This is a genomic window from Desulforhopalus glucosivorans (genome assembly GCF_054397165.1).
In genome coordinates this window covers 2,695,067-2,712,723 of record NZ_AP044854.1, presented here as the reverse complement: position 1 = coordinate 2,712,723, position 17,657 = coordinate 2,695,067, and the positions used below count along the sequence as shown (strand labels likewise).

The following is a 17,657-nucleotide window of genomic DNA, read 5'->3' as shown; positions in this document are numbered from 1 at the left end:
GCCTCGAAGGTCTCACTGCGTTCACTTATCTGGAAGTAATTTTAAGTTCTTAATATTAAAAGGTTCTCCAGTTTTCTTGGAGTATACGCCACCTGTTTTTTATAACAGGCTTTCAGAAGAAAGGTACTAAATCGACATTGACAGGCTAGTTGTAAGTAAAGCGGTTCGTTCCTCAGTTTTGTAGGGACGAGCCGCTTATTTGTTTGTACTCTGGATGAGAATGTTTCAAGGCGTTAATTATAAAGGGGAGGTTACACATTGTCACTTTTAACCATTGATCGAGAACGCTGTAAACAGGACGAATTATGCGTTATGGTCTGTCCTGCACGAATAATCCAAATGGATGAAAATAATTATCCAGTCCTCATGGATGATGCAGATGAACGATGTATTAACTGCGGGCATTGTGTCGCTATTTGTCCTGCTGGCTGCATTGATCACCGGGAGATGCGTGCGACGGATTGTCTCCCCCTCAGAAAAGAACTAAGCGTTTCCAGCGAGCAGAACGAGCAGCTCTTTAAGGGTAGACGTTCAATTAGACAATATAAGAAACGCCAGGTAGAGAGAGCGGATGTTGAAGCTCTTTTGGATCTTGCACGTTATTCCCCATCAGGGCACAATAGTGGAGGTGTTAACTGGTTGGTGATTGCGGATAGTGATGAGCTGCAAAAGCTGAAAGAAGCTGTTGCAGGCTGGATGGAGTATATGCTGACCAATATGAAAGAGTTTGCACTCTCACTTCATCTGGATGTAACCCTTGAGAGCTGGAAAAAAGGAGAGGATGTAATTTTACGTGATGCCCCCATGGTTATTGTCGCCTATGCAGAAAAAGAGAGCAGAATGGCACCGGCCTCCTGTACCATTGCTCTTAGTCATTTAGAGCTTGCTGCAAGTGCAAGGGGGCTGGGAGCATGTTGGGCCGGTTATTTTAATGCTGCGGCCAACGCGTATCCTCCCATGCAAGATCTTCTTAATTTGCCTGACGGACATTCATCCTACGGAGCGATGATGCTTGGATATCCTCAATTATCATATGCAAGGATTCCCAAGCGTAAAGATGCAAATATAGAATGGCGCTTATAGAATGGTGCATATAGTAATAAGTTCGAGACCACTACCTGATGTGGTCTCGTTAAGTTATATTGGTCTGGTCAGCAGGGTTAAAGGTATAATTAATAGGTCTTGCTGCTTCAGAAAACGTACGTATTTATACGTTTGTCTATAACAGTCATATCCCTCATCCTGTTTTTTCCTGTATTATCAAGGCTTCCCAGATGGAACATGTAATTGATGTAAATATTTCGTCTCTGAGTAATATTTTTATTGAAAAATTTACTTTTTATTGAACTCCTTGTAACTGTGTGTGTATTGTAAAAAACCACTATATGTTGTAGTTTGCTCTTGTTGACTACATAAATATGGTGTATAAAGTCTTCGTGGCTACAGTGAGTTTTATCGTGAAAGGTCCCTGTCTGAGGGCGGTTTCACGTCTGCCATTTCCGTTGAAATACAATCCTTGATTAAATATTACGAAGAAGAGGTTTTCCATGACACCTGATATGACGAAACAGGTTTTGACGGCTACCGCCGAAACAGTTCTGGCCAGAAGATATTATTTGAAAGACGCGGCGGGTGAAACCTGTGAAACATGGGAAACTTTGTCTAGACGTGTAGCAGATGCTGTTGCAAAAGTAGATGAGGACCGCGAGAACTACGAGCAGCTTCGTGAAGAGTTCTTCAATATGATTTACAGACTGGACTTTCTGCCTAATTCCCCATGTTTGATGAATGCCGGTACAGATCTTGGACAGCTTTCTGCCTGTTTTGTTCTTCCCGTTGAAGATTCAATGGATGGTATTTTTACCGCAATCCGTAATGGCGCTCTTGTACATAAGACTGGTGGTGGTACCGGGTATTCTTTTTCCAGGCTTCGTTCACAGAATGCCTCTGTTCGTTCCACCCAGGGTGTGGCTTCTGGTCCGCTATCCTTTGCTGCGGTTTTTGATGCAGCAACTGAAACCATCAAGCAGGGCGGAAAGCGACGCGGTGCTAATATGGGTGTGCTACGTATCGATCACCCGGATATTATGGAATTTATCACAGCCAAAGAAGATCAGGATAAGTTTAACAACTTCAATTTCAGTGTTGGAGTAACCGATATCTTTATGCTGGCTGTGGAAAATGATACTGATTATGACCTCATTGAGCCAAGCAGCGGTGCTGTTGTTCGGTCTCTGAATGCTCGTATGGTTTTTGAAAAAATAGTTGATCTTGCCTGGCATAATGGAGAACCTGGAGTACTCTTTATTGATGCGGCTAATAAAGATAATATGACTCCACAGCTTGGGGATTTTGAGGCAACAAATCCATGTGGTGAGCAATGGCTTCTCCCATATGAAAGTTGCAATCTTGGTTCTGTTAACCTTGCAAATTATGTTGTAGATGGAGAGATTGATTATGACCGTTTGAAGCAAACAGTACGCTATGCCACGATTTTTCTCGATAATGTTATTGACTGTAACCGTTTCCCTATTCCTGAAATTAAGGAGATGACCCTTAAAACCAGAAAAATTGGAATGGGTATTATGGGCCTTCACGACATGCTCATTCAGCTTGAGATTCCCTATGGAAGTGATAAGGGACGCGAGGTCTCAGCTGCTGTGATGGCTTTTATTCGTAAGTCCTCTGAAGAGTGTTCCATTGAAATGGCTGAGTTGAAAGGGCCGTTTCCAGCGTATGATCCTGCTATAAACACCTATAAACCCAGGAGGAATGCTGCACTTACCTCGATCCAGCCTACGGGAACTGTCTCGATGATTGCAGATTGTGGCTCCGGTTGTGAACCATACTTTTCCATTGTTATGATTAAACATGTGATGGATGGTGATCGGCTCATCATGGTCAATAAACTCTTTGAAAAAGTTGCAAGAGAAGAGGGCTTCTACTCCGATGAGTTGATGAGTAAGGTAGCGGATAGTGGTACCGTTATCGGCCATGATGAGATTCCTGAGAAATGGCAGGAAATTTTCCGTACCGCCCAGGATATTGCTTCGGAAGATCATATAAAGATGCAGGGTCTACTCCAGCAGAATGGTGTTGATAGTTCTATTTCAAAAACCATTAACCTGCCCAATGATGCAACCCGAGAAGAGGTAAAGCTTTCCTATATCAGCGGTTATAAACTTGGTTGTAAGGGGCTCACAGTGTATCGTGATGGTTCACGGGATCATCAGGTTCTTAACACCAAGGAAATGTCTGAAAAAGATCAGACAGCAGTTGTTTCTGCAGCGGGACCGGTGAAGCGTAACCTGCCTGATACCCTTGATGCCAAACGTTATAAGGTGAAGGATCAGCAACAGAAGTCGGTATATATCATCGTCTGTTTTGATGAGAATGAAAAACCCATGGAAGTTTTTGCCAAATTCCCGTTTGATAATCGTGTCGACTTAAAAGATAAATCTACCATGTGGACGACTACCTGTCGCCTGGTGTCCCTTGCACTGCGCTTTAATGTCCCCATGGATGAGATTATTAAACAGCTTGACAGGTCAAGTGGGCATATGCTAGATCTTCCGGCTCAATTAAGTAAGCTTTTCAAGTCATTTATGGCAGGTACTCAGCAGGGTTTTTCTTCTTCATGCCCCGAGTGTGCTGGAGCATTGCGGTTTGAAGAAGGTTGTGAAACTTGTCACGAGTGCGGTTACAGTAAATGTTCGTAATATTGAATTAAATATGTTCAGAGGTACTATTCATGGCAAAAATCGGCAGAAATGAAAAATGTCCTTGTCGCAGTGGCAAAAAATTCAAACACTGTTGCGCACTAAAGGAGAGGGAGCAGATCAAAGCACTCACCCCTGAACAGGCGATGAAGGTCACTTTGATGGATGCGGTCAAGCAGATTCAAGATGATGCTGTTAATAAAAAAGCCATGAGTCGGGAACTTGGGGTCTTTTTCTTCTTTTCAACAGTGGAAGGAGATGCCTGGGTTATGGAGATGACTGACTGTGACTGTGTACAGGTAGCTGAAGCCGGCACGGCCCTTGAGCCGCCAATTGATGAGAACAGTGAAACCATTGAGATTAACTGGAGCCATATTTTTAAGGTCGTGAATAAGCAGATAGAGCTTACTGCTTATAAAGATAAGGCTGTTACAGTTCTCCCTAGTGGTCCAAGCAAGGAGTTGAATGCGGCGATTAAAAGAATCCGTAAAAAATTTACTCCCGAAGAGTTGGAAAAGGTCCATGTTACCTCGGTAGAAGATCCTGCATAAAAATGTGTAAATCGTCGTATAGTTTGTATAGATTGGTTCCCATGGTCGTGGTCATGGGAACCATTTTTTTTCTTTCCCATCAAAGGGGAGATGAAATTACCCTTCCTGATTTCAGTAACAGTGATCTTGTGGCACATATGCTCGCATACGGAGTGTTGGCCGCGACTATTCTTTACGCATGGGAAAAGAGTTATAGGACCTTATATCCAGTTAAGGTCATACTCCTTACCGTCATCACCTGTCTGATCTATGGTATATCAGATGAATTTCATCAGTCTTTTATTCCCGGGCGCTATGTGAGTGTTCTGGATGTTGTGGCTGATACCGTTGGTCCTTTGCTGGTTTGTAGTGTTTGGTGGTTTGTATCTAAGAAGTTGTTAATTTACAAAATCTTACCCAGGTCATAGCCAAAATAACTACAGAGATTTCTGTGGTTATTTTTCTATCTCCTTATCATTTCATGGAAATTAGTTTGTGTTTTTTTCATGAGTAAGCTTGCATTCTCGCTGAAGCAATCATATAATTCGTTTGAAGGAATGATTATCAGATAACAATTCAGGAGGATGTTATGATTGGGGAATCTGGTGGAATTGGTGCCTTTGTATATCAGGAACAGGTAAGCAGGGCCACCCAAATCCAGCGTGATCAGAGCGCAAACAATGAAACTGAAGAAAATAGTAGTAGGCAGGCTCCTGCAGATGTGGCCACATTTTCCACAGCGGCCTTAGAACTATCAAGAACTGCGGTAACTGCTGTTGAACAAAGCCCGGAAGTTGAAGTGGATCAACAATCTCAGGAAGTGAGCACACCAGTAGCTGGTGACGAGGGAAGTGCACCTCCGGGTCAATATCTTGATGTAGCAGCGTAGACGGTTTTATAGAGTTAAGACTGTATTACAATATGAGTGGTCGTTGACGCCTGTCAACGACCACTTTTTTTGTTATCTGTTCTGTAGTATTTTTGCCATATCCTTTGCAAAATAGGTGATGATAATATCTGCACCAGCTCTCTTGATAGAAAGGAGGGTCTCTTCCATTACCCTATCACCATCAATCCACCCCTTTTCAGCAGCGGCTTTGATCATGGCGTATTCACCACTCACGTGGTAGGCCGCAATGGGAAGGTCAAATTCATCCCGTAATCTGGAGATAATATCCAGATAGGCAACAGCAGGTTTTACCATGAGGATATCTGCTCCCTCATCCACATCAAGGGTTGCTTCTCTAAGCGCTTCACGACTATTGGCCGGATCCATCTGGTAGCTTCTTCTGTCACCAAATTGCGGAGCACAGTCAGCAGCATCGCGAAATGGACCGTAGAATGCTGAAGCATATTTTACTGAATAGCTCATGATTGGAATGGAGTCGAAATTGTTTTCATCTAGAACTGCTCTGATCTCTGCTACCCTGCCATCCATCATGTCAGAAGGGGCGACCATATCCGCTCCGGCTTCAGCGTGGGATAATGCGGTTTTGGCGAGGATCTCAAGGGTGGCATCGTTGTCAACTGTTTCGTTGATAAGACAACCGCAGTGACCATGGTCTGTGTATTCGCAGAGACAGACATCGGTGATGACAAGCATCTCAGGCACCTTTCTCTTGATCTCTTTGATTGCCGTCTGGATGATACCGTTTTTAGCGTGCGCCCCGGAGCCAACGCCATCTTTTGTTTCAGGAAGACCAAAAAGAATGACTGAGTTTACGCCAAGGGCAAGACAATCTCCGGCCTCTTTTTCAAGTTGATCTACAGTTATTCTGAAGACACCTGGCATTGAGCTGATCTCTTCACGCTTGTTTTTTCCTGGCATTACAAAGAGCGGATAGACAAATTGTGCTGCTGAAAGTTCTGTTTCGCGAACGAGTGCGCGAAATGCATTGTTTTTCCGTAAACGTCTTGGTCTGTATTCTGGGAAAACCATTTGATCTCCTATGGTTGTGTAGTTTTAAATATACTGCTATTGAAGTATTTCAAAAGATTTGAGTTTTTTATGCAGGTGACTTCTTTCAAGCCCTACCTGTTCTGCTGTTCTTGAAATGTTGTTATCATTTGCTGCAAGTTTTTGCTGTAGATATTCCTTTTCAAACATTTTTTTTGCTGTTTTATAGTCAGCTTCCAGAAAAGGACTAAGAGATCGCATATTATCAGTGTCCATTGCTAGAGTCCCATTAGGATTCAAAAAGAGTCGAATGTGATCACCTCTGATTGTCTTTTCCTGGCACATAATAACCATTCTTTCAATAAAGTTTCTGAGTTCTCGAACATTTCCTGGCCAATGGTGCTCCATGAGAGCCTTGTAGGCATCTTCAGAAAATATCTTTTCCTGGAGACCTTTGTTGTTAAGGTTATTCAATAGTGCTGAAACAAGTAAGGGAATATCCTCAAGTCGATCTCTTAGTTGAGGAACCATAATTGGTACAACGTTAAGTCGCCAGTACAGATCAGCTCTGAAATTACCTGCTTCTATTTCTTCTTCCAGGTTTTTATTGGTGGCGGCAAGAACGCGGACGTTTACCTTGATTGTTGTATTACCACCAACTCGTTCAAATTTTTGTTCCTGTAGAATACGTAGAATTTTTGCCTGGGTAGTAAGACTCATGTCTCCTATCTCATCAAGAAAAAGTATACCACCATCAGCTTGATCAAATTTACCTCGCTTACTGGTATGGGCTCCGGTGAATGAGCCTTTCTCATGGCCAAAAAGTTCAGATTCTATCAGCTCTTCAGGAATAGCTGCGCAGTTGACTTCGATCATTGGGTGGTCTGCGGTACGTGAAGACCTATGGATAGATTGAGCAACAAGTTCTTTGCCTGTGCCGTGGTCCCCCCGGATAAGGACCCAGGCATCGGTTGGAGCTACCATCTCTATCTGTTTTTTTAGAGCAATGATAACAGGAGTTTCACCTGTTAAAATTGATTGTGGTCTTACTCCCTGTTTGAGAATCCTGTTTTCCTGTTCAAGGTGGGCAAAGCGTAAACCGTTGGTGATCGAGAGAATGACCTTGTCATAGGAAAGCGGTTTTTCTATAAAATCAAAGGCTCCCTTGCGGGTTGCCTGGACAGCGGTTTCTATATTGCCGTGCCCGGAAATCATGATTACAGGGATGTTGTGATTGGCTGTAATCTGTTCAAGTGCAGTAAGGCCATCCATATTGTTGCCGAGCCAGATATCAAGAAGAATGAGATCAATGTGACTTTCATCGATGATACGAAGACCTTTTTCGGCCGAAACTGCAGTGACAGGTGTAAACCCCTCATCTTCAAGGATGCCTGAAAGAGACTCAAGAATACGTACTTCATCATCTATTATTAATATGCGTTTGTTCATATGGTGTACTCAAATATGCAATAACTTCTGGGTCCGGCTGAATAGCGTGCTCCGATAAATACGATGTGAAAATAGGTAGTTTACGTTGCGCCGAAGACAATCTGGCTTTTGAGTGGTAATTCTATTATGAATATGGTGCCTGTTGGTTCGCTGTCCTGTACCCTGATGTAGCCGTTATGGTCAGCAATAATAGTAGATACTATGGCAAGGCCGAGTCCGGTTCCTGTTTTCTTTGTGGAAAAATAGGGCTCAAAGAGTCGGAGTTTATGCTCTTGACTAATTCCAGGTCCGTTATCAGCAATTTTTAAAAAGACACTTTCCTGCTCCTCATCAAGACTTAATTCAATATCTATCTTGCCACCTTCAGGTAACACGGCGGCTGCATTATCAAGCAGGTTGATGATACAGCGTTTGATCTGCTCTCCATCAAAACTAAATGGAGGTATCGATTCTTTTTCCGTGCAGGTGAAGTTGATATCCTTATGTGCTTCTTTGTAAAGAAAAAGTGTTTTATGGGTAAGCTCAGTGAGATTGCCTGTGGATTTTTGCACCTTGGGCATCCGCGCAAATTGAGAAAACTCACTCACGAGGGTTTTTAATTCATCCACCTGGGTGATAATTGTATTGGTACACTGGTCAAAGACACTATTTTTTTCGTTAAGGATTTCAGGATAGCGTCTTCTGAGCCTCTGGGCCGAGAGCTGTATAGGTGTGAGAGGATTTTTAATTTCATGGGCGATACGCCGTGCAACCTCTCTCCAGGCAGCCATCCTTTGCATTTTTTCAAGTTTCGTCAAATTATCAAAAACGAGAACAAAACCTACCGGTTGTTTCTCTTCATCTTCCAGGCGGGTAAAATTTATCAATAGGGAATAGTTTTTACCAAGGACATTGAGCTTAATATGCTGCTCTACGGTATTTTTTCCTGTTATTCTCAGTTCTTCAATAAAACCATTCACGATATCAGCCTGATAAGGCGGTAGAACATTATCAAACTTCAGACCGATAAACAGGGACTTGTCAATATTTAGTAAGGACTCTGCAAAGCGATTAATGGTGGTTATTTTGCCGCTTTCATCAAGGGAGATAACTCCTGCAGAAACGTTGTGGAGAATGATTTCTGTATAGCGTCTTCTCTGTTCAGATTCCTGTGAACTGAGTTCAAGTGCTGTATGGGTTTCTTCGAGTCTTTTATTACTTAAATTAAGATTTGCCGTCATCCGGTTAAAAGAATCCACGAGAAGGCCCATCTCATCGTTAGATTCTCGTTCCATGGTAAAAGCCAGGTCACCGTCGGCCACGCGGCCCGTTGCCAGAACAAGATTCTCTAGAGGCTCCGTAATACCCCGTGAGATATAAAGCCCAAACCAGATGGCTGCAAAAATCACCAGAAGGGTAACGATGAGGAGGATAATCAACAGCCAGAATTTAAAAGGTTCTTTAAAGTGTTTCAGTTGTCTGTAGCCCTCTATTCCCCCTGAGATTGTCGTCATCCGGTTTCGTTGATCCTTGCCGATTAACAAAGATGTAATGAGGATTGCAGAATCTTTCTGCAGCTTTCCAACGGATATTTTACTTATACAGTTGACCAGATCACCATTTTTTAACTCCTGTAGCAGGTTTTCGCGTTTACCGGTGGTAACAATTCTTTCATATACGCTTGGAGGTATTTGGGGGATGATAATGTTGCGTAGTTGTGGGCCTGAAACACTGATTTCATAATTTTTATCCTCAGTGATAATTTTTATCCCATCAGGGCCATTGATGGGATTAAAACGAAGAATATTCTCAAGTTCTCTCTGGATTTCTTCAAATCCAGATACCTCAAGGTCTAGACCATCAAGCTGTTTACCTATGGTTTCACTCATTAAAATTGCCTGTTCCTCTTTCTCATGGAGAAGGGACTGGGCAAGTTTGAGAGACTCTGTGAGAGAATCCTCAATGGAAGAATTAAACCAGTAGTCCATACTTGTTGAGACAAACTGAAGGGATACAAAAAACAGAAGAATGGTCGGGATTAGTGTAAGGGAGAGAAAAGAGGCAATCAGTTTTGTTTTAAGCTTGTTCCCAAGTTTATTAACCTTACGTTCAAAAAGGAGTTCGGCCAGATTTCTTAAGACAAGGAAAAGAACGAAAAGAACGAGAAGAACATTCACATTGATAAGAGCGAATATGAGAATGTTATTGTTAAAGGGTAGTTGAAGATTGCTCTTGAAAAGCTGGCTCTGTATCCAGATAAAGACCGGGATAAGGAGGATACAGAAAAATATTGCTCGTCGTACCAGACGACGTTTTTGGCGTACTAGTTGCTCTTTATCGGGTTTTGAAAGAGCAGGTTTGTGTGGGGTGATAGGCTCAGTCATGGGAGCTAGTATTTGAACTCAATTGAATGCCATTCTGTCTCAATGTCCCACCATGATAGAAAGGGGAATATCGAATGCAGGCTGAGCGGTAAGGTTTTCTTTAATAATTCAGCTTTAATCCTAAGCTTATAATGTGTATCAGGTACCAGTTGTTTGAGTTTGACAACCTGAGCACCGTTGATTTCATTGATTACTTTTTGCGCTTCAAAGAGTGACTTGAAACTCTGTTCTTTATTGTAATTTTCCTCGGTCGTTACCCTGTACATTTCCTTTAGGGTGTCAAAGATCATAATATGTTGAAAGTTGAGAGATGCTATCTGTTCTTCAGGCCAGTTTTTTTCGATTTTGTGCAATTCAACAAAAAATGAAAAATGTAGTGGAATACCACTGTTGAGGATCTCAATCATTTCGGAGGTAAAACTATTAACCAGAGTTCCAAACATGATAAGATGGGTTTCTGAAGTAGTTGCTGTGAGTTCTTTGATGGTTGCCTGACGATTACTGTCAGCCTGTACTGGGGTGGTCCCGGTTATAAGAAGAGCTATGATGGAAATAATGATACGTTTGAAAATCGTGGTCATAGTTGGTGTCGCTATATGAATATGTAAAAAAATGTATATATCTTAACTGTAATACGGTACTTGTTGTTAATAGACTTGAACTATCTACAATCTGAGTATCGAAACACTTGTAATGGATAGCCTTTTAAGGTTAACTATGTCAAATTGTATGCTTGAATGTGTTTATTTGCAATCTACTTGATCTCTTCTTTGTTGTCCATGTGGTTCCGCCTCAAGAATACTTCTCTCTTCTCTTTTTTAGGTGGTCTTTTCAACGTCAACGAAAGCGTGATAATAAGATAGTGTTTATATGCACATAATGTTGTTTGTGAAAAATAAATTAAATTTACAGTAAGGAAAACTCCCATGCGTATAGCGATACCAAGTAATAAGCCCGGTGGCCTTGATGCTGGCCGTTCAGATCATTTCGGTCATTGTGATATTTTTACCATCGTAGATCTGGATGAAAACAATGAAGTCGAGAAAGTGTCAACAATAGCAAATGGTGACCATAAGGCTGGTGGGTGTATGGTGCCAGTTAAGATTCTAGAGGAAGCTGGGGCAGAAGCAATCGTTGTTGGCGGCATGGGTGCAAGACCGATGCAGGGTTTTGCAGGCGTCGGCATTAATGTCTATTTCGCAGATAGAAGCAGTATCGAAACGGTGGGTGAGGCGGTTACTCAATTCTCTGCAGGACAGCTTCCAGTTATGAATGCAGATCAGGTGTGCAAGGGATCTGGTAATTGTCAGCATTAAGCGTGTGTCTGAACACGTCCTTTTCATGTGTTTCATCGTTACTGGCTGTGGAATAAAAGGGTACATTGTAATGCAAACTTTGGTGCATGTCTTCCTGATACAGTATTGATGAAAGAATATTTCTAGCGATTGGGTTTAGCGGATGTGGGCAATAATTTTTTGAGTTTAAGTAATCCAGCATATATTTTCAGATCGGTGTTTATGGCGGTAAGTATTTAGAATAATACTTGAAAAATATATTTTGTGTAAAGTTTCATTACGTACTCAGGTAGAATATATAGGATATTATCCACGAATATACTAGGCTATTTGTGGACAGATGTGGTATTTTTGTTCATAGGATAATAACAGCATTCAACAGGTCGTTACTGGTTGAATTGTTTAAGCCGTTAATTCATAGATAATCTTATCTGTGAGTAATTGAATAAAAAAAAATGTCTCCACGTCCAAAAAAGATCCGTAAATGTGAGGGGAGTTTCTGTGGGAAAGCATTTAAGCCTACAGGCACACCGCTGACAGAACTTAGACAAGTAGAGTTGCACCGAGATGAACTTGAGGCCTTACGCCTCTGTGATGCCGAAGGAATGACCCAGGAGGAAGCTGGCCAGAGTATGGGAGTTTCCCGCGGAACGATTCAAAGAATTATAACTGTTGCACGAAAAAAGACCTCAACAGCCTTAACTGAAGGATATGCTATTGTGTTTGTTGATGATGAAGACGAATGATTTTGGGTTGTTAACTATACCTGCGGTTAGACTATGACCGCAGGTATTTTTTTACAGGTTTTCGCGAGTTTTGCTAAATTCAATACCTGGCCACTTTTCCATAAAGTAATTCAACATCCATTCACTTTGGGCAAGGTAGGTTAGAAACCCCTCAGAGTCAAAGGCAAGAGCGGCCTGATTCTTTCGCTCAAATTCTGCAAGTGCCTTTTTGTCGTCACAGTGAACCCACCTGGCTGCCTGGTAATCTATGGGTTCATAGATTGCGTTCACACTGTATTCATTTTTAAGTCTGGCCATGGTGACCTCAAACTGCAGTACACCGACCGCTCCCATAACATAGTCTGAGCCGATAAGAGGACGAAAAACCTGGATCGCTCCTTCTTCTGCAAGTTGGAGGAGTCCTTTCTGTAATTGCTTCATTTTGAGAGGATCTTTTAGGATAACCCTTCTGAAGTGCTCCGGTGCAAAATTGGGAATACCCGTGAACTTTAATTCTTCTTTCGGAGTAAAGGTGTCTCCGATTTTAATTGTTCCATGGTTGTGTAGACCGATAATGTCTCCAGGCCATGCTTCATCCACATGGGCGCGCTCCTGGGCCATGAAAATGGTTGCATTGGAAAGGGTAATGTCTTTGCCGAGCCTGTGATGTTTTACCTTCATTCCCCGGGTGAATTTTCCCGAACAAATTCTGAAAAAGGCAATTCGATCACGGTGGGCGGGGTTCATATTGGCCTGAATCTTAAAAACAAATCCAGAAAAGTTTTCCTCGCTGGGAGCAACTTCTCGTGAAACAGTTTCCCGGGGACTCGGTGGCGGAGCCATCTCCACAAAACAGTCGAGCATCTCCTGAACACCAAAGTTGTTGATAGCACTACCAAAAAACACAGGTGTCTGGCTTGCCTGGAGATAGTGATCGTACTCAAATGGATTAGCGGCACCTTCGAGGAGTTCAATGTCTTCACGGAGGTCATCTGCCTGAATTCCAAGGAGCTCATCAACTTTAGGGTCATTTAAGTCTTCAATGACAATTCTTTCTGCATCACTGATGGTCTGACCAGGGTTAAAAAGATGTAATGTTTTATGAAAGAGGTTGTAGACGCCCTTAAAGGTCTTACCCATGCCTATAGGCCAGGAGAGTGGGGTGCACTCGATCTGTAGCTTTTCCTCAACCTCAGCCATGATATCGAGGGGAGATTGGCCTTCACGGTCAAGTTTATTGATAAAGGTTATGATAGGTGTGTTACGCATCCGACACACCTCCATTAGTTTTTCAGTCTGCGCTTCAACACCCTTGGCACTGTCGATTACCATGACCGCAGAATCCACAGCGGTGAGAACCCTGTATGTATCTTCAGAGAAATCCTGGTGACCAGGGGTATCGAGGAGGTTTATCTCAAAGTCACGGTAGGTAAATTTCATTACCGAGGTGGTAACAGAGATTCCACGTTCCTGCTCAATGGCCATCCAGTCACTTGTTGCATGACGCTCAACCTTTCTGGATTTAACGGCCCCTGCCATATTAATAGCGCCACCAAACAATAAGAGTTTTTCAGTGAGGGTAGTTTTGCCTGCGTCAGGGTGGCTGATAATACCAAAGGTCCGTCTTTTGGCAATTTCAAGATCTTGTTGTTTGCTCATTATAGGAAAATATGACTTTGAATTATTCGGTGAAGTTATTATAAGAATAGCCAGAAAACCTTCTAGAATATGGTCTTTTTCCAATAATGCAAATAGAAAACTGATAATCATGAAAAATAAACGTACGGTCCTGGTCACCGGAGGTGCCGGCTTTATAGGTGCAAACTTTGTCCGCCTTGTCAATAATGTGTGTAAAGACTGGCGAGTAATTAACCTCGACAAATTAACCTACGCGGGAAATTTAAATAATCTGGCTGGTATCGACACGTGTGAATCCTACCGGTTTGTAAAAGGTGATATCTGCGATAGCGCGCTGATTGAATCGCTTTTTGCTGAAGAAAATATAGATACCGTTGTTCATTTTGCAGCTGAATCCCACGTTGACAGGTCAATCACAGGTCCTGCCGACTTTATTCAAACAAATATTGTGGGGTCTTTTACACTTCTTGAAGCGGCTAAGAAACATTGGCTTGGAGCTAAAGAAGACATAGATAATAAATGCTTTCTCCATGTGAGTACCGATGAGGTGTACGGCTCTCTTGGAGAAACCGGATTTTTCACAGAAAAAACTCCTTTTGATCCCCGTTCTCCCTACTCGGCCTCAAAGGCATCATCGGATCATTTAGCCAGTGCGTATTTTCACACCTATGGTCTGCCGGTTAAGATTACCAACTGTTCTAACAACTACGGTCCATACCAGTTTCCAGAAAAACTGATTCCTCTGATTTTTAATAACGCTCTCCATGGAAAAAGCCTTCCTGTATACGGTGATGGAAAAAATGTTCGTGATTGGTTGTATGTTCAGGATCACTGCGAGGCCATTCTGGAAGTGATTATAGGTGGACAGTTTGGCCATTGTTATAATATCGGTGGTAACAATGAAAAGCAGAATCTTGAGGTGGTTCATGTTGTCTGTGACCTACTGGATAAAAAAGTTGGCCTTGCACCCTCAGGAGATCCTCGGCGTTCGCTTATCACCTATGTGGATGATCGATTAGGCCATGATCGTCGTTACGCTATCGATGCATCTAAAATTAAAGATCATTTAAACTGGCAGCCGAAAATGACCTTTGAGCAGGGGATGGATAAGACTGTTGACTGGTACCTTGCCAATCGCACGTGGATAGATACTATCGTTAATGGCGAGTACCAGAACTACTACGATACAATGTATAGCCGTGGCTAGTCTTTCGCTATGGAAGTCTTGAAAAACATAGAGTTGAATTAATTATGAAAGTGACGAAAACCGCAATTCCTGAAGTGTTGATTGTTGAACCCACTGTTTTTGGTGACGAAAGAGGTTTCTTTTTCGAAAGCTTTAATCAACAGGTATGGCTTGAAAAAACTGGTCTGACCAGAACATTTGTACAGGACAATCATTCCCGTTCTGTGCAGGGGGTCTTGCGTGGTCTGCATTATCAGATTAAGCAGTCCCAGGGAAAGCTGGTTCGTGTTGTTGCAGGCGAAGTGTATGATGTAGCTGTAGATATACGGAAATCTTCTCCAACCTTTGGCAAATGGGTTGGTGTGCATCTCAGTGGAGAAAATAAAAAACAGCTCTGGGTGCCCGAAGGTTTTGCCCACGGTTTTTTTGTACTGTCAGAGGTTGCTGAATTTCTTTATAGAACCACTGATTATTATGCCCCAGAACACGAGCGTTGTATTATATGGAATGATCCTGGCCTTGCTATCGATTGGCCGGGCGAGGTTCAGCCGAGACTATCAGAAAAAGATTCTTTGGGGTCCTTTTTGAAAGATGCTGAACTCTATGCCTGATGTCTCTTCGATTTATATTTGGAGGGGAATATGAAAATGCCGACTGTTGTATTTCTTGCCGTTGTGACTCTTTTTGTTGCTTGCAGTTGCGCTAGAATGTCCGATGAATCTGTATCAGTCATCCTGCAAAATCCAGAAACCATGGAATTTGTGAAGTGTGATGTTGATCAGTGGGGAACAAAGAAGTCTTTTGCCAAAAATGATCAGTGTGTGAATGATTACCAAAGCCAGGGCTACGTTATCTGGGCTGAACGCTGATAGTTTTTTGTGACTCTTTTTTTTCCACAAAGCATTGTTATTGATTTGGATACGGCGTAGTCGTGAGCAGTATCCCCTCTGTACTCCTCATTTCTTCCTGTATGGTTTGAGCGAGTTTACTCATGGTTACAGGTTTTGCTAAATATTGACTGATCCCCAGAGCTTCTGTTTTGTCTCTATCAGGGTGGTTGAACTGACCTGAGGTGATGACGGCTTTTTGCTCGGGGTTGATGGTTCGAATGGCTTTGAGAGTCTGGTAACCGTTTATTCCGGGTGCCATGATCATATCCAGAATGATGAGGTCCACCGGGTTTTCTTTCAGGTATTCTATTGCCTGCTCGCCGCTATCGACAGTTTTTGTGTTGTAACCGAGTCTTTTGAGTACCGCTCCAATGATCTCCCTCTGTTCCCGCTCATCATCAACAACGAGGATTGTTTCTCCCTGACCAAGCATGTTTTCAAGGGATAGGTTTGGTGTGAAAGCAGGTTCCTGTTGCGCAATGACAGGGAAATAGAGCTCAAATATTGTCCCCACTGAGCCATTACGAATATCAATATATCCGTAATGATCCCTCATGGTGTGCTCAATAACGGTGAGGCCCAGGCCTGTTCCTCTGGTGCCATTAGGATTTTTATTGGTATAAAAGGGTTTGAATATGTGTTCCAGGTGATGCTTTTCGATGCCCACACCGGTATCAGCGACGGTCAGAACAGCATACTCCCCTGGTGGAATAGTTTCAAAACCATGATAATTGGTAGAAAATCGCTGATTGCTGGTATGGATTGTCACCGCACCACTTGTCTCGATGGCTTCAATTCCATTCCTGACGAGGTTGATGATTGATTTTAAGACCTGAATGGCAGAAAGTCTGCTATTGCTCACCTTAAGGGAAGGGTCCACTTCTATGGAAATATCAGGGTTTGATTTTTTGAGATAAGAAAATTCCTGGGATTTTCTATACTCATCAACCACATTGTTAAGATTATTTATTTCTTTTGGTGATGTTGACCCCCGGGTGATAGTGAGCAAGTCACTCACCACTGCAGCAGCCTGTTTACCAGCCTTTTGAATGTTGTTAATATCATGTCTGTATTTGGCATTTGCAGGCATGTCCAAAAGCAAAAGTTCTGGCAGGGTGACCATACTGCTGAGCAGGTTGTTGAGATCATGGGCTACACTGCCGGCCATTAATCCAATTGACTCCATTCTTTGAGCTTGGCTCAGTTTTTTCTCAAGACTTTTTCGTGCGCGTTCTTCCATGTAGAATTGGCTAAGATCACGTATTACAACCACCCATTGCAGCTCATCATCACTATTAAGGGGAGCAAGGCGCAATTCCACGGGCAGGATGGTGCCATTGAGATGGATTGCTTCAGTTTTTATGATAGATGCTGGTTGACCGGCATTTTCATTTCCGGGGGTCAGTAAAAGAGATAGCTCAGGTAAAAAATCAAATATTTTGTAATCCCGGGCTTTGTCTTCAGACACACCAAAGAGGCTGCAGAATTGTCTGTTTACCTCACGTATTCCGTTTTTACTAAAGAACGCAATGGACTCCCAACTGGCTTCAGCAAGTTGCTGATTTCTGATGGTTACAGATTCGAGTTCAATTTTAAGCCGTCTGTTTTCAATGGCATTGGTGAGAACACGGCTGACCTGATCGGCATGGCACGGTTTGGTCAGGTAGTCAAAGCAGCCAATGCGTATCGCCTGTTTGGCAGGTATAATCGAGCTCTGGCCTGTGAGTATAATGACTGCGCAATGGGGATCGTGCTCCCGAATAAACTGAGCAATATCCATTCCTTCGATGTCGGATAGTTTAAGGTCAAGTACGACAGCAGCAAAAGTGTTACTTCTCAGCTTTGCAATGGCCTCAGCTCCTGTTGCGGCAGATTCGATATCTGAATGGTGTCTCTGTAGTAACCGTTCCAGGGAATTACGAAACAGGGAGTCATCATCTACTATTAGTATTTTATCTGACATGG

Annotated in this window: 16 protein-coding genes; 10 read left to right on the top strand and 6 right to left on the bottom strand. The window is 42.7% G+C overall.

All coding sequences use genetic code 11. From position 1 onward, the window contains the following. The first annotated feature begins 258 nt into the window (after positions 1-258). The 5 genes from ACX6CI_RS11780 to ACX6CI_RS11760 all read left to right on the top strand — a co-directional run bounded on the left by ACX6CI_RS11780 (position 259) and on the right by ACX6CI_RS11760 (position 5,138). Complete coding sequence (locus ACX6CI_RS11780; RefSeq protein ID WP_458778356.1) at positions 259-1,083, top strand: nitroreductase family protein; 825 nt, start codon at positions 259-261, stop codon at positions 1,081-1,083. Between the two features lie 464 nt (positions 1,084-1,547). Next, positions 1,548-3,719, top strand: coding sequence for an adenosylcobalamin-dependent ribonucleoside-diphosphate reductase (locus ACX6CI_RS11775; protein ID WP_458778355.1), 2,172 nt, complete (start codon positions 1,548-1,550; stop codon positions 3,717-3,719). 32 nt (positions 3,720-3,751) lie between these two features. Next, a complete protein-coding gene (locus tag ACX6CI_RS11770) occupies positions 3,752-4,270 on the top strand; it encodes a YecA family protein (RefSeq protein WP_458778354.1) in 519 nt (172 codons plus the stop codon). Between the two features lie 2 nt (positions 4,271-4,272). Then, entirely contained in the window at positions 4,273-4,677 is a 405-nt protein-coding gene (locus ACX6CI_RS11765; RefSeq protein WP_458778353.1) for a VanZ family protein, read from the top strand. Between the two features lie 161 nt (positions 4,678-4,838). Further along, positions 4,839-5,138, top strand: coding sequence for a hypothetical protein (locus tag ACX6CI_RS11760; RefSeq protein ID WP_458778352.1), 300 nt, complete (start codon positions 4,839-4,841; stop codon positions 5,136-5,138). A 72-nt stretch (positions 5,139-5,210) separates the two neighbouring features. Here the strand turns inward: ACX6CI_RS11760 and hemB are convergent, their stop codons facing one another. From hemB to ACX6CI_RS11740, 4 genes are all read right to left on the bottom strand, one after another. Then, positions 5,211-6,188 carry a porphobilinogen synthase gene (gene hemB, locus ACX6CI_RS11755; protein WP_458778351.1) on the bottom strand — a complete coding sequence of 326 codons (978 nt, stop codon included), beginning with the start codon at positions 6,186-6,188 and terminating at the stop codon, positions 5,211-5,213. Between the two features lie 36 nt (positions 6,189-6,224). Beyond that, the gene (locus tag ACX6CI_RS11750; RefSeq protein WP_458778350.1) at positions 6,225-7,595 is read right to left on the bottom strand and encodes a sigma-54-dependent transcriptional regulator; all 1,371 of its coding nucleotides are present in this window, start codon (positions 7,593-7,595) and stop codon (positions 6,225-6,227) included. Between the two features lie 80 nt (positions 7,596-7,675). Further along, positions 7,676-9,958: a sensor histidine kinase gene (locus ACX6CI_RS11745; protein ID WP_458778349.1), complete on the bottom strand. Its 2,283-nt coding sequence runs from the start codon at positions 9,956-9,958 to the stop codon at positions 7,676-7,678. A 5-nt stretch (positions 9,959-9,963) separates the two neighbouring features. Continuing rightward, the gene (locus ACX6CI_RS11740) at positions 9,964-10,539 is read right to left on the bottom strand and encodes a DUF4390 domain-containing protein (RefSeq protein WP_458778348.1); all 576 of its coding nucleotides are present in this window, start codon (positions 10,537-10,539) and stop codon (positions 9,964-9,966) included. A 345-nt stretch (positions 10,540-10,884) separates the two neighbouring features. Between ACX6CI_RS11740 and ACX6CI_RS11735 the strand changes: the two genes are divergently transcribed. Both ACX6CI_RS11735 and ACX6CI_RS11730 read left to right on the top strand, forming a co-directional pair. After that, on the top strand, positions 10,885-11,274 hold the full coding sequence (locus ACX6CI_RS11735; protein ID WP_458778347.1) for a NifB/NifX family molybdenum-iron cluster-binding protein: 390 nt from the start codon (positions 10,885-10,887) through the stop codon (positions 11,272-11,274). A 434-nt stretch (positions 11,275-11,708) separates the two neighbouring features. Next, complete coding sequence (locus ACX6CI_RS11730; protein WP_458778346.1) at positions 11,709-11,999, top strand: DUF134 domain-containing protein; 291 nt, start codon at positions 11,709-11,711, stop codon at positions 11,997-11,999. Between the two features lie 51 nt (positions 12,000-12,050). Here the strand turns inward: ACX6CI_RS11730 and ACX6CI_RS11725 are convergent, their stop codons facing one another. Continuing rightward, positions 12,051-13,637, bottom strand: coding sequence for a peptide chain release factor 3 (locus tag ACX6CI_RS11725; protein ID WP_458778345.1), 1,587 nt, complete (start codon positions 13,635-13,637; stop codon positions 12,051-12,053). A gap of 109 nt (positions 13,638-13,746) precedes the next feature. On the opposite strand from ACX6CI_RS11725, the gene rfbB reads away from it, so the two are divergent. Genes rfbB through ACX6CI_RS11710 form a run of 3 tightly spaced genes read left to right on the top strand, consistent with a single transcriptional unit; the run spans position 13,747 to position 15,671 of the window. Further along, entirely contained in the window at positions 13,747-14,823 is a 1,077-nt protein-coding gene (gene rfbB, locus ACX6CI_RS11720; RefSeq protein ID WP_458778344.1) for a dTDP-glucose 4,6-dehydratase, read from the top strand. Between the two features lie 44 nt (positions 14,824-14,867). Then, the gene (gene rfbC, locus ACX6CI_RS11715) at positions 14,868-15,413 is read left to right on the top strand and encodes a dTDP-4-dehydrorhamnose 3,5-epimerase (RefSeq protein ID WP_458778343.1); all 546 of its coding nucleotides are present in this window, start codon (positions 14,868-14,870) and stop codon (positions 15,411-15,413) included. A 30-nt stretch (positions 15,414-15,443) separates the two neighbouring features. Further along, positions 15,444-15,671, top strand: coding sequence for a hypothetical protein (locus tag ACX6CI_RS11710; protein ID WP_458778342.1), 228 nt, complete (start codon positions 15,444-15,446; stop codon positions 15,669-15,671). Between the two features lie 37 nt (positions 15,672-15,708). Here ACX6CI_RS11710 and ACX6CI_RS11705 read toward each other — a convergent pair whose 3' ends face one another. Further along, positions 15,709-17,655: a hybrid sensor histidine kinase/response regulator gene (locus tag ACX6CI_RS11705; RefSeq protein ID WP_458778341.1), complete on the bottom strand. Its 1,947-nt coding sequence runs from the start codon at positions 17,653-17,655 to the stop codon at positions 15,709-15,711. Positions 17,656-17,657: the final 2 nt, after the last annotated feature.

What these genes read in the sequence shown, in the direction of transcription:
- ACX6CI_RS11775 (WP_458778355.1), top strand. Translation starts at nt 1,548, where the DNA reads ATGACACCTGATATGACGAAACAGGTTTTGACGGCTACCGCCGAAACA.
- ACX6CI_RS11770 (WP_458778354.1), top strand. Translation starts at nt 3,752, where the DNA reads ATGGCAAAAATCGGCAGAAATGAAAAATGTCCTTGTCGCAGTGGCAAA.
- ACX6CI_RS11765 (WP_458778353.1), top strand. Translation starts at nt 4,273, where the DNA reads ATGTGTAAATCGTCGTATAGTTTGTATAGATTGGTTCCCATGGTCGTG.
- ACX6CI_RS11760 (WP_458778352.1), top strand. Translation starts at nt 4,839, where the DNA reads ATGATTGGGGAATCTGGTGGAATTGGTGCCTTTGTATATCAGGAACAG.
- hemB (WP_458778351.1), bottom strand. Translation starts at nt 6,188, where the DNA reads ATGGTTTTCCCAGAATACAGACCAAGACGTTTACGGAAAAACAATGCA.
- ACX6CI_RS11750 (WP_458778350.1), bottom strand. Translation starts at nt 7,595, where the DNA reads ATGAACAAACGCATATTAATAATAGATGATGAAGTACGTATTCTTGAG.
- ACX6CI_RS11745 (WP_458778349.1), bottom strand. Translation starts at nt 9,958, where the DNA reads ATGACTGAGCCTATCACCCCACACAAACCTGCTCTTTCAAAACCCGAT.
- ACX6CI_RS11740 (WP_458778348.1), bottom strand. Translation starts at nt 10,539, where the DNA reads ATGACCACGATTTTCAAACGTATCATTATTTCCATCATAGCTCTTCTT.
- ACX6CI_RS11735 (WP_458778347.1), top strand. Translation starts at nt 10,885, where the DNA reads ATGCGTATAGCGATACCAAGTAATAAGCCCGGTGGCCTTGATGCTGGC.
- ACX6CI_RS11730 (WP_458778346.1), top strand. Translation starts at nt 11,709, where the DNA reads ATGTCTCCACGTCCAAAAAAGATCCGTAAATGTGAGGGGAGTTTCTGT.
- ACX6CI_RS11725 (WP_458778345.1), bottom strand. Translation starts at nt 13,637, where the DNA reads ATGAGCAAACAACAAGATCTTGAAATTGCCAAAAGACGGACCTTTGGT.
- rfbB (WP_458778344.1), top strand. Translation starts at nt 13,747, where the DNA reads ATGAAAAATAAACGTACGGTCCTGGTCACCGGAGGTGCCGGCTTTATA.
- rfbC (WP_458778343.1), top strand. Translation starts at nt 14,868, where the DNA reads ATGAAAGTGACGAAAACCGCAATTCCTGAAGTGTTGATTGTTGAACCC.
- ACX6CI_RS11710 (WP_458778342.1), top strand. Translation starts at nt 15,444, where the DNA reads ATGAAAATGCCGACTGTTGTATTTCTTGCCGTTGTGACTCTTTTTGTT.
- ACX6CI_RS11705 (WP_458778341.1), bottom strand. Translation starts at nt 17,655, where the DNA reads ATGTCAGATAAAATACTAATAGTAGATGATGACTCCCTGTTTCGTAAT.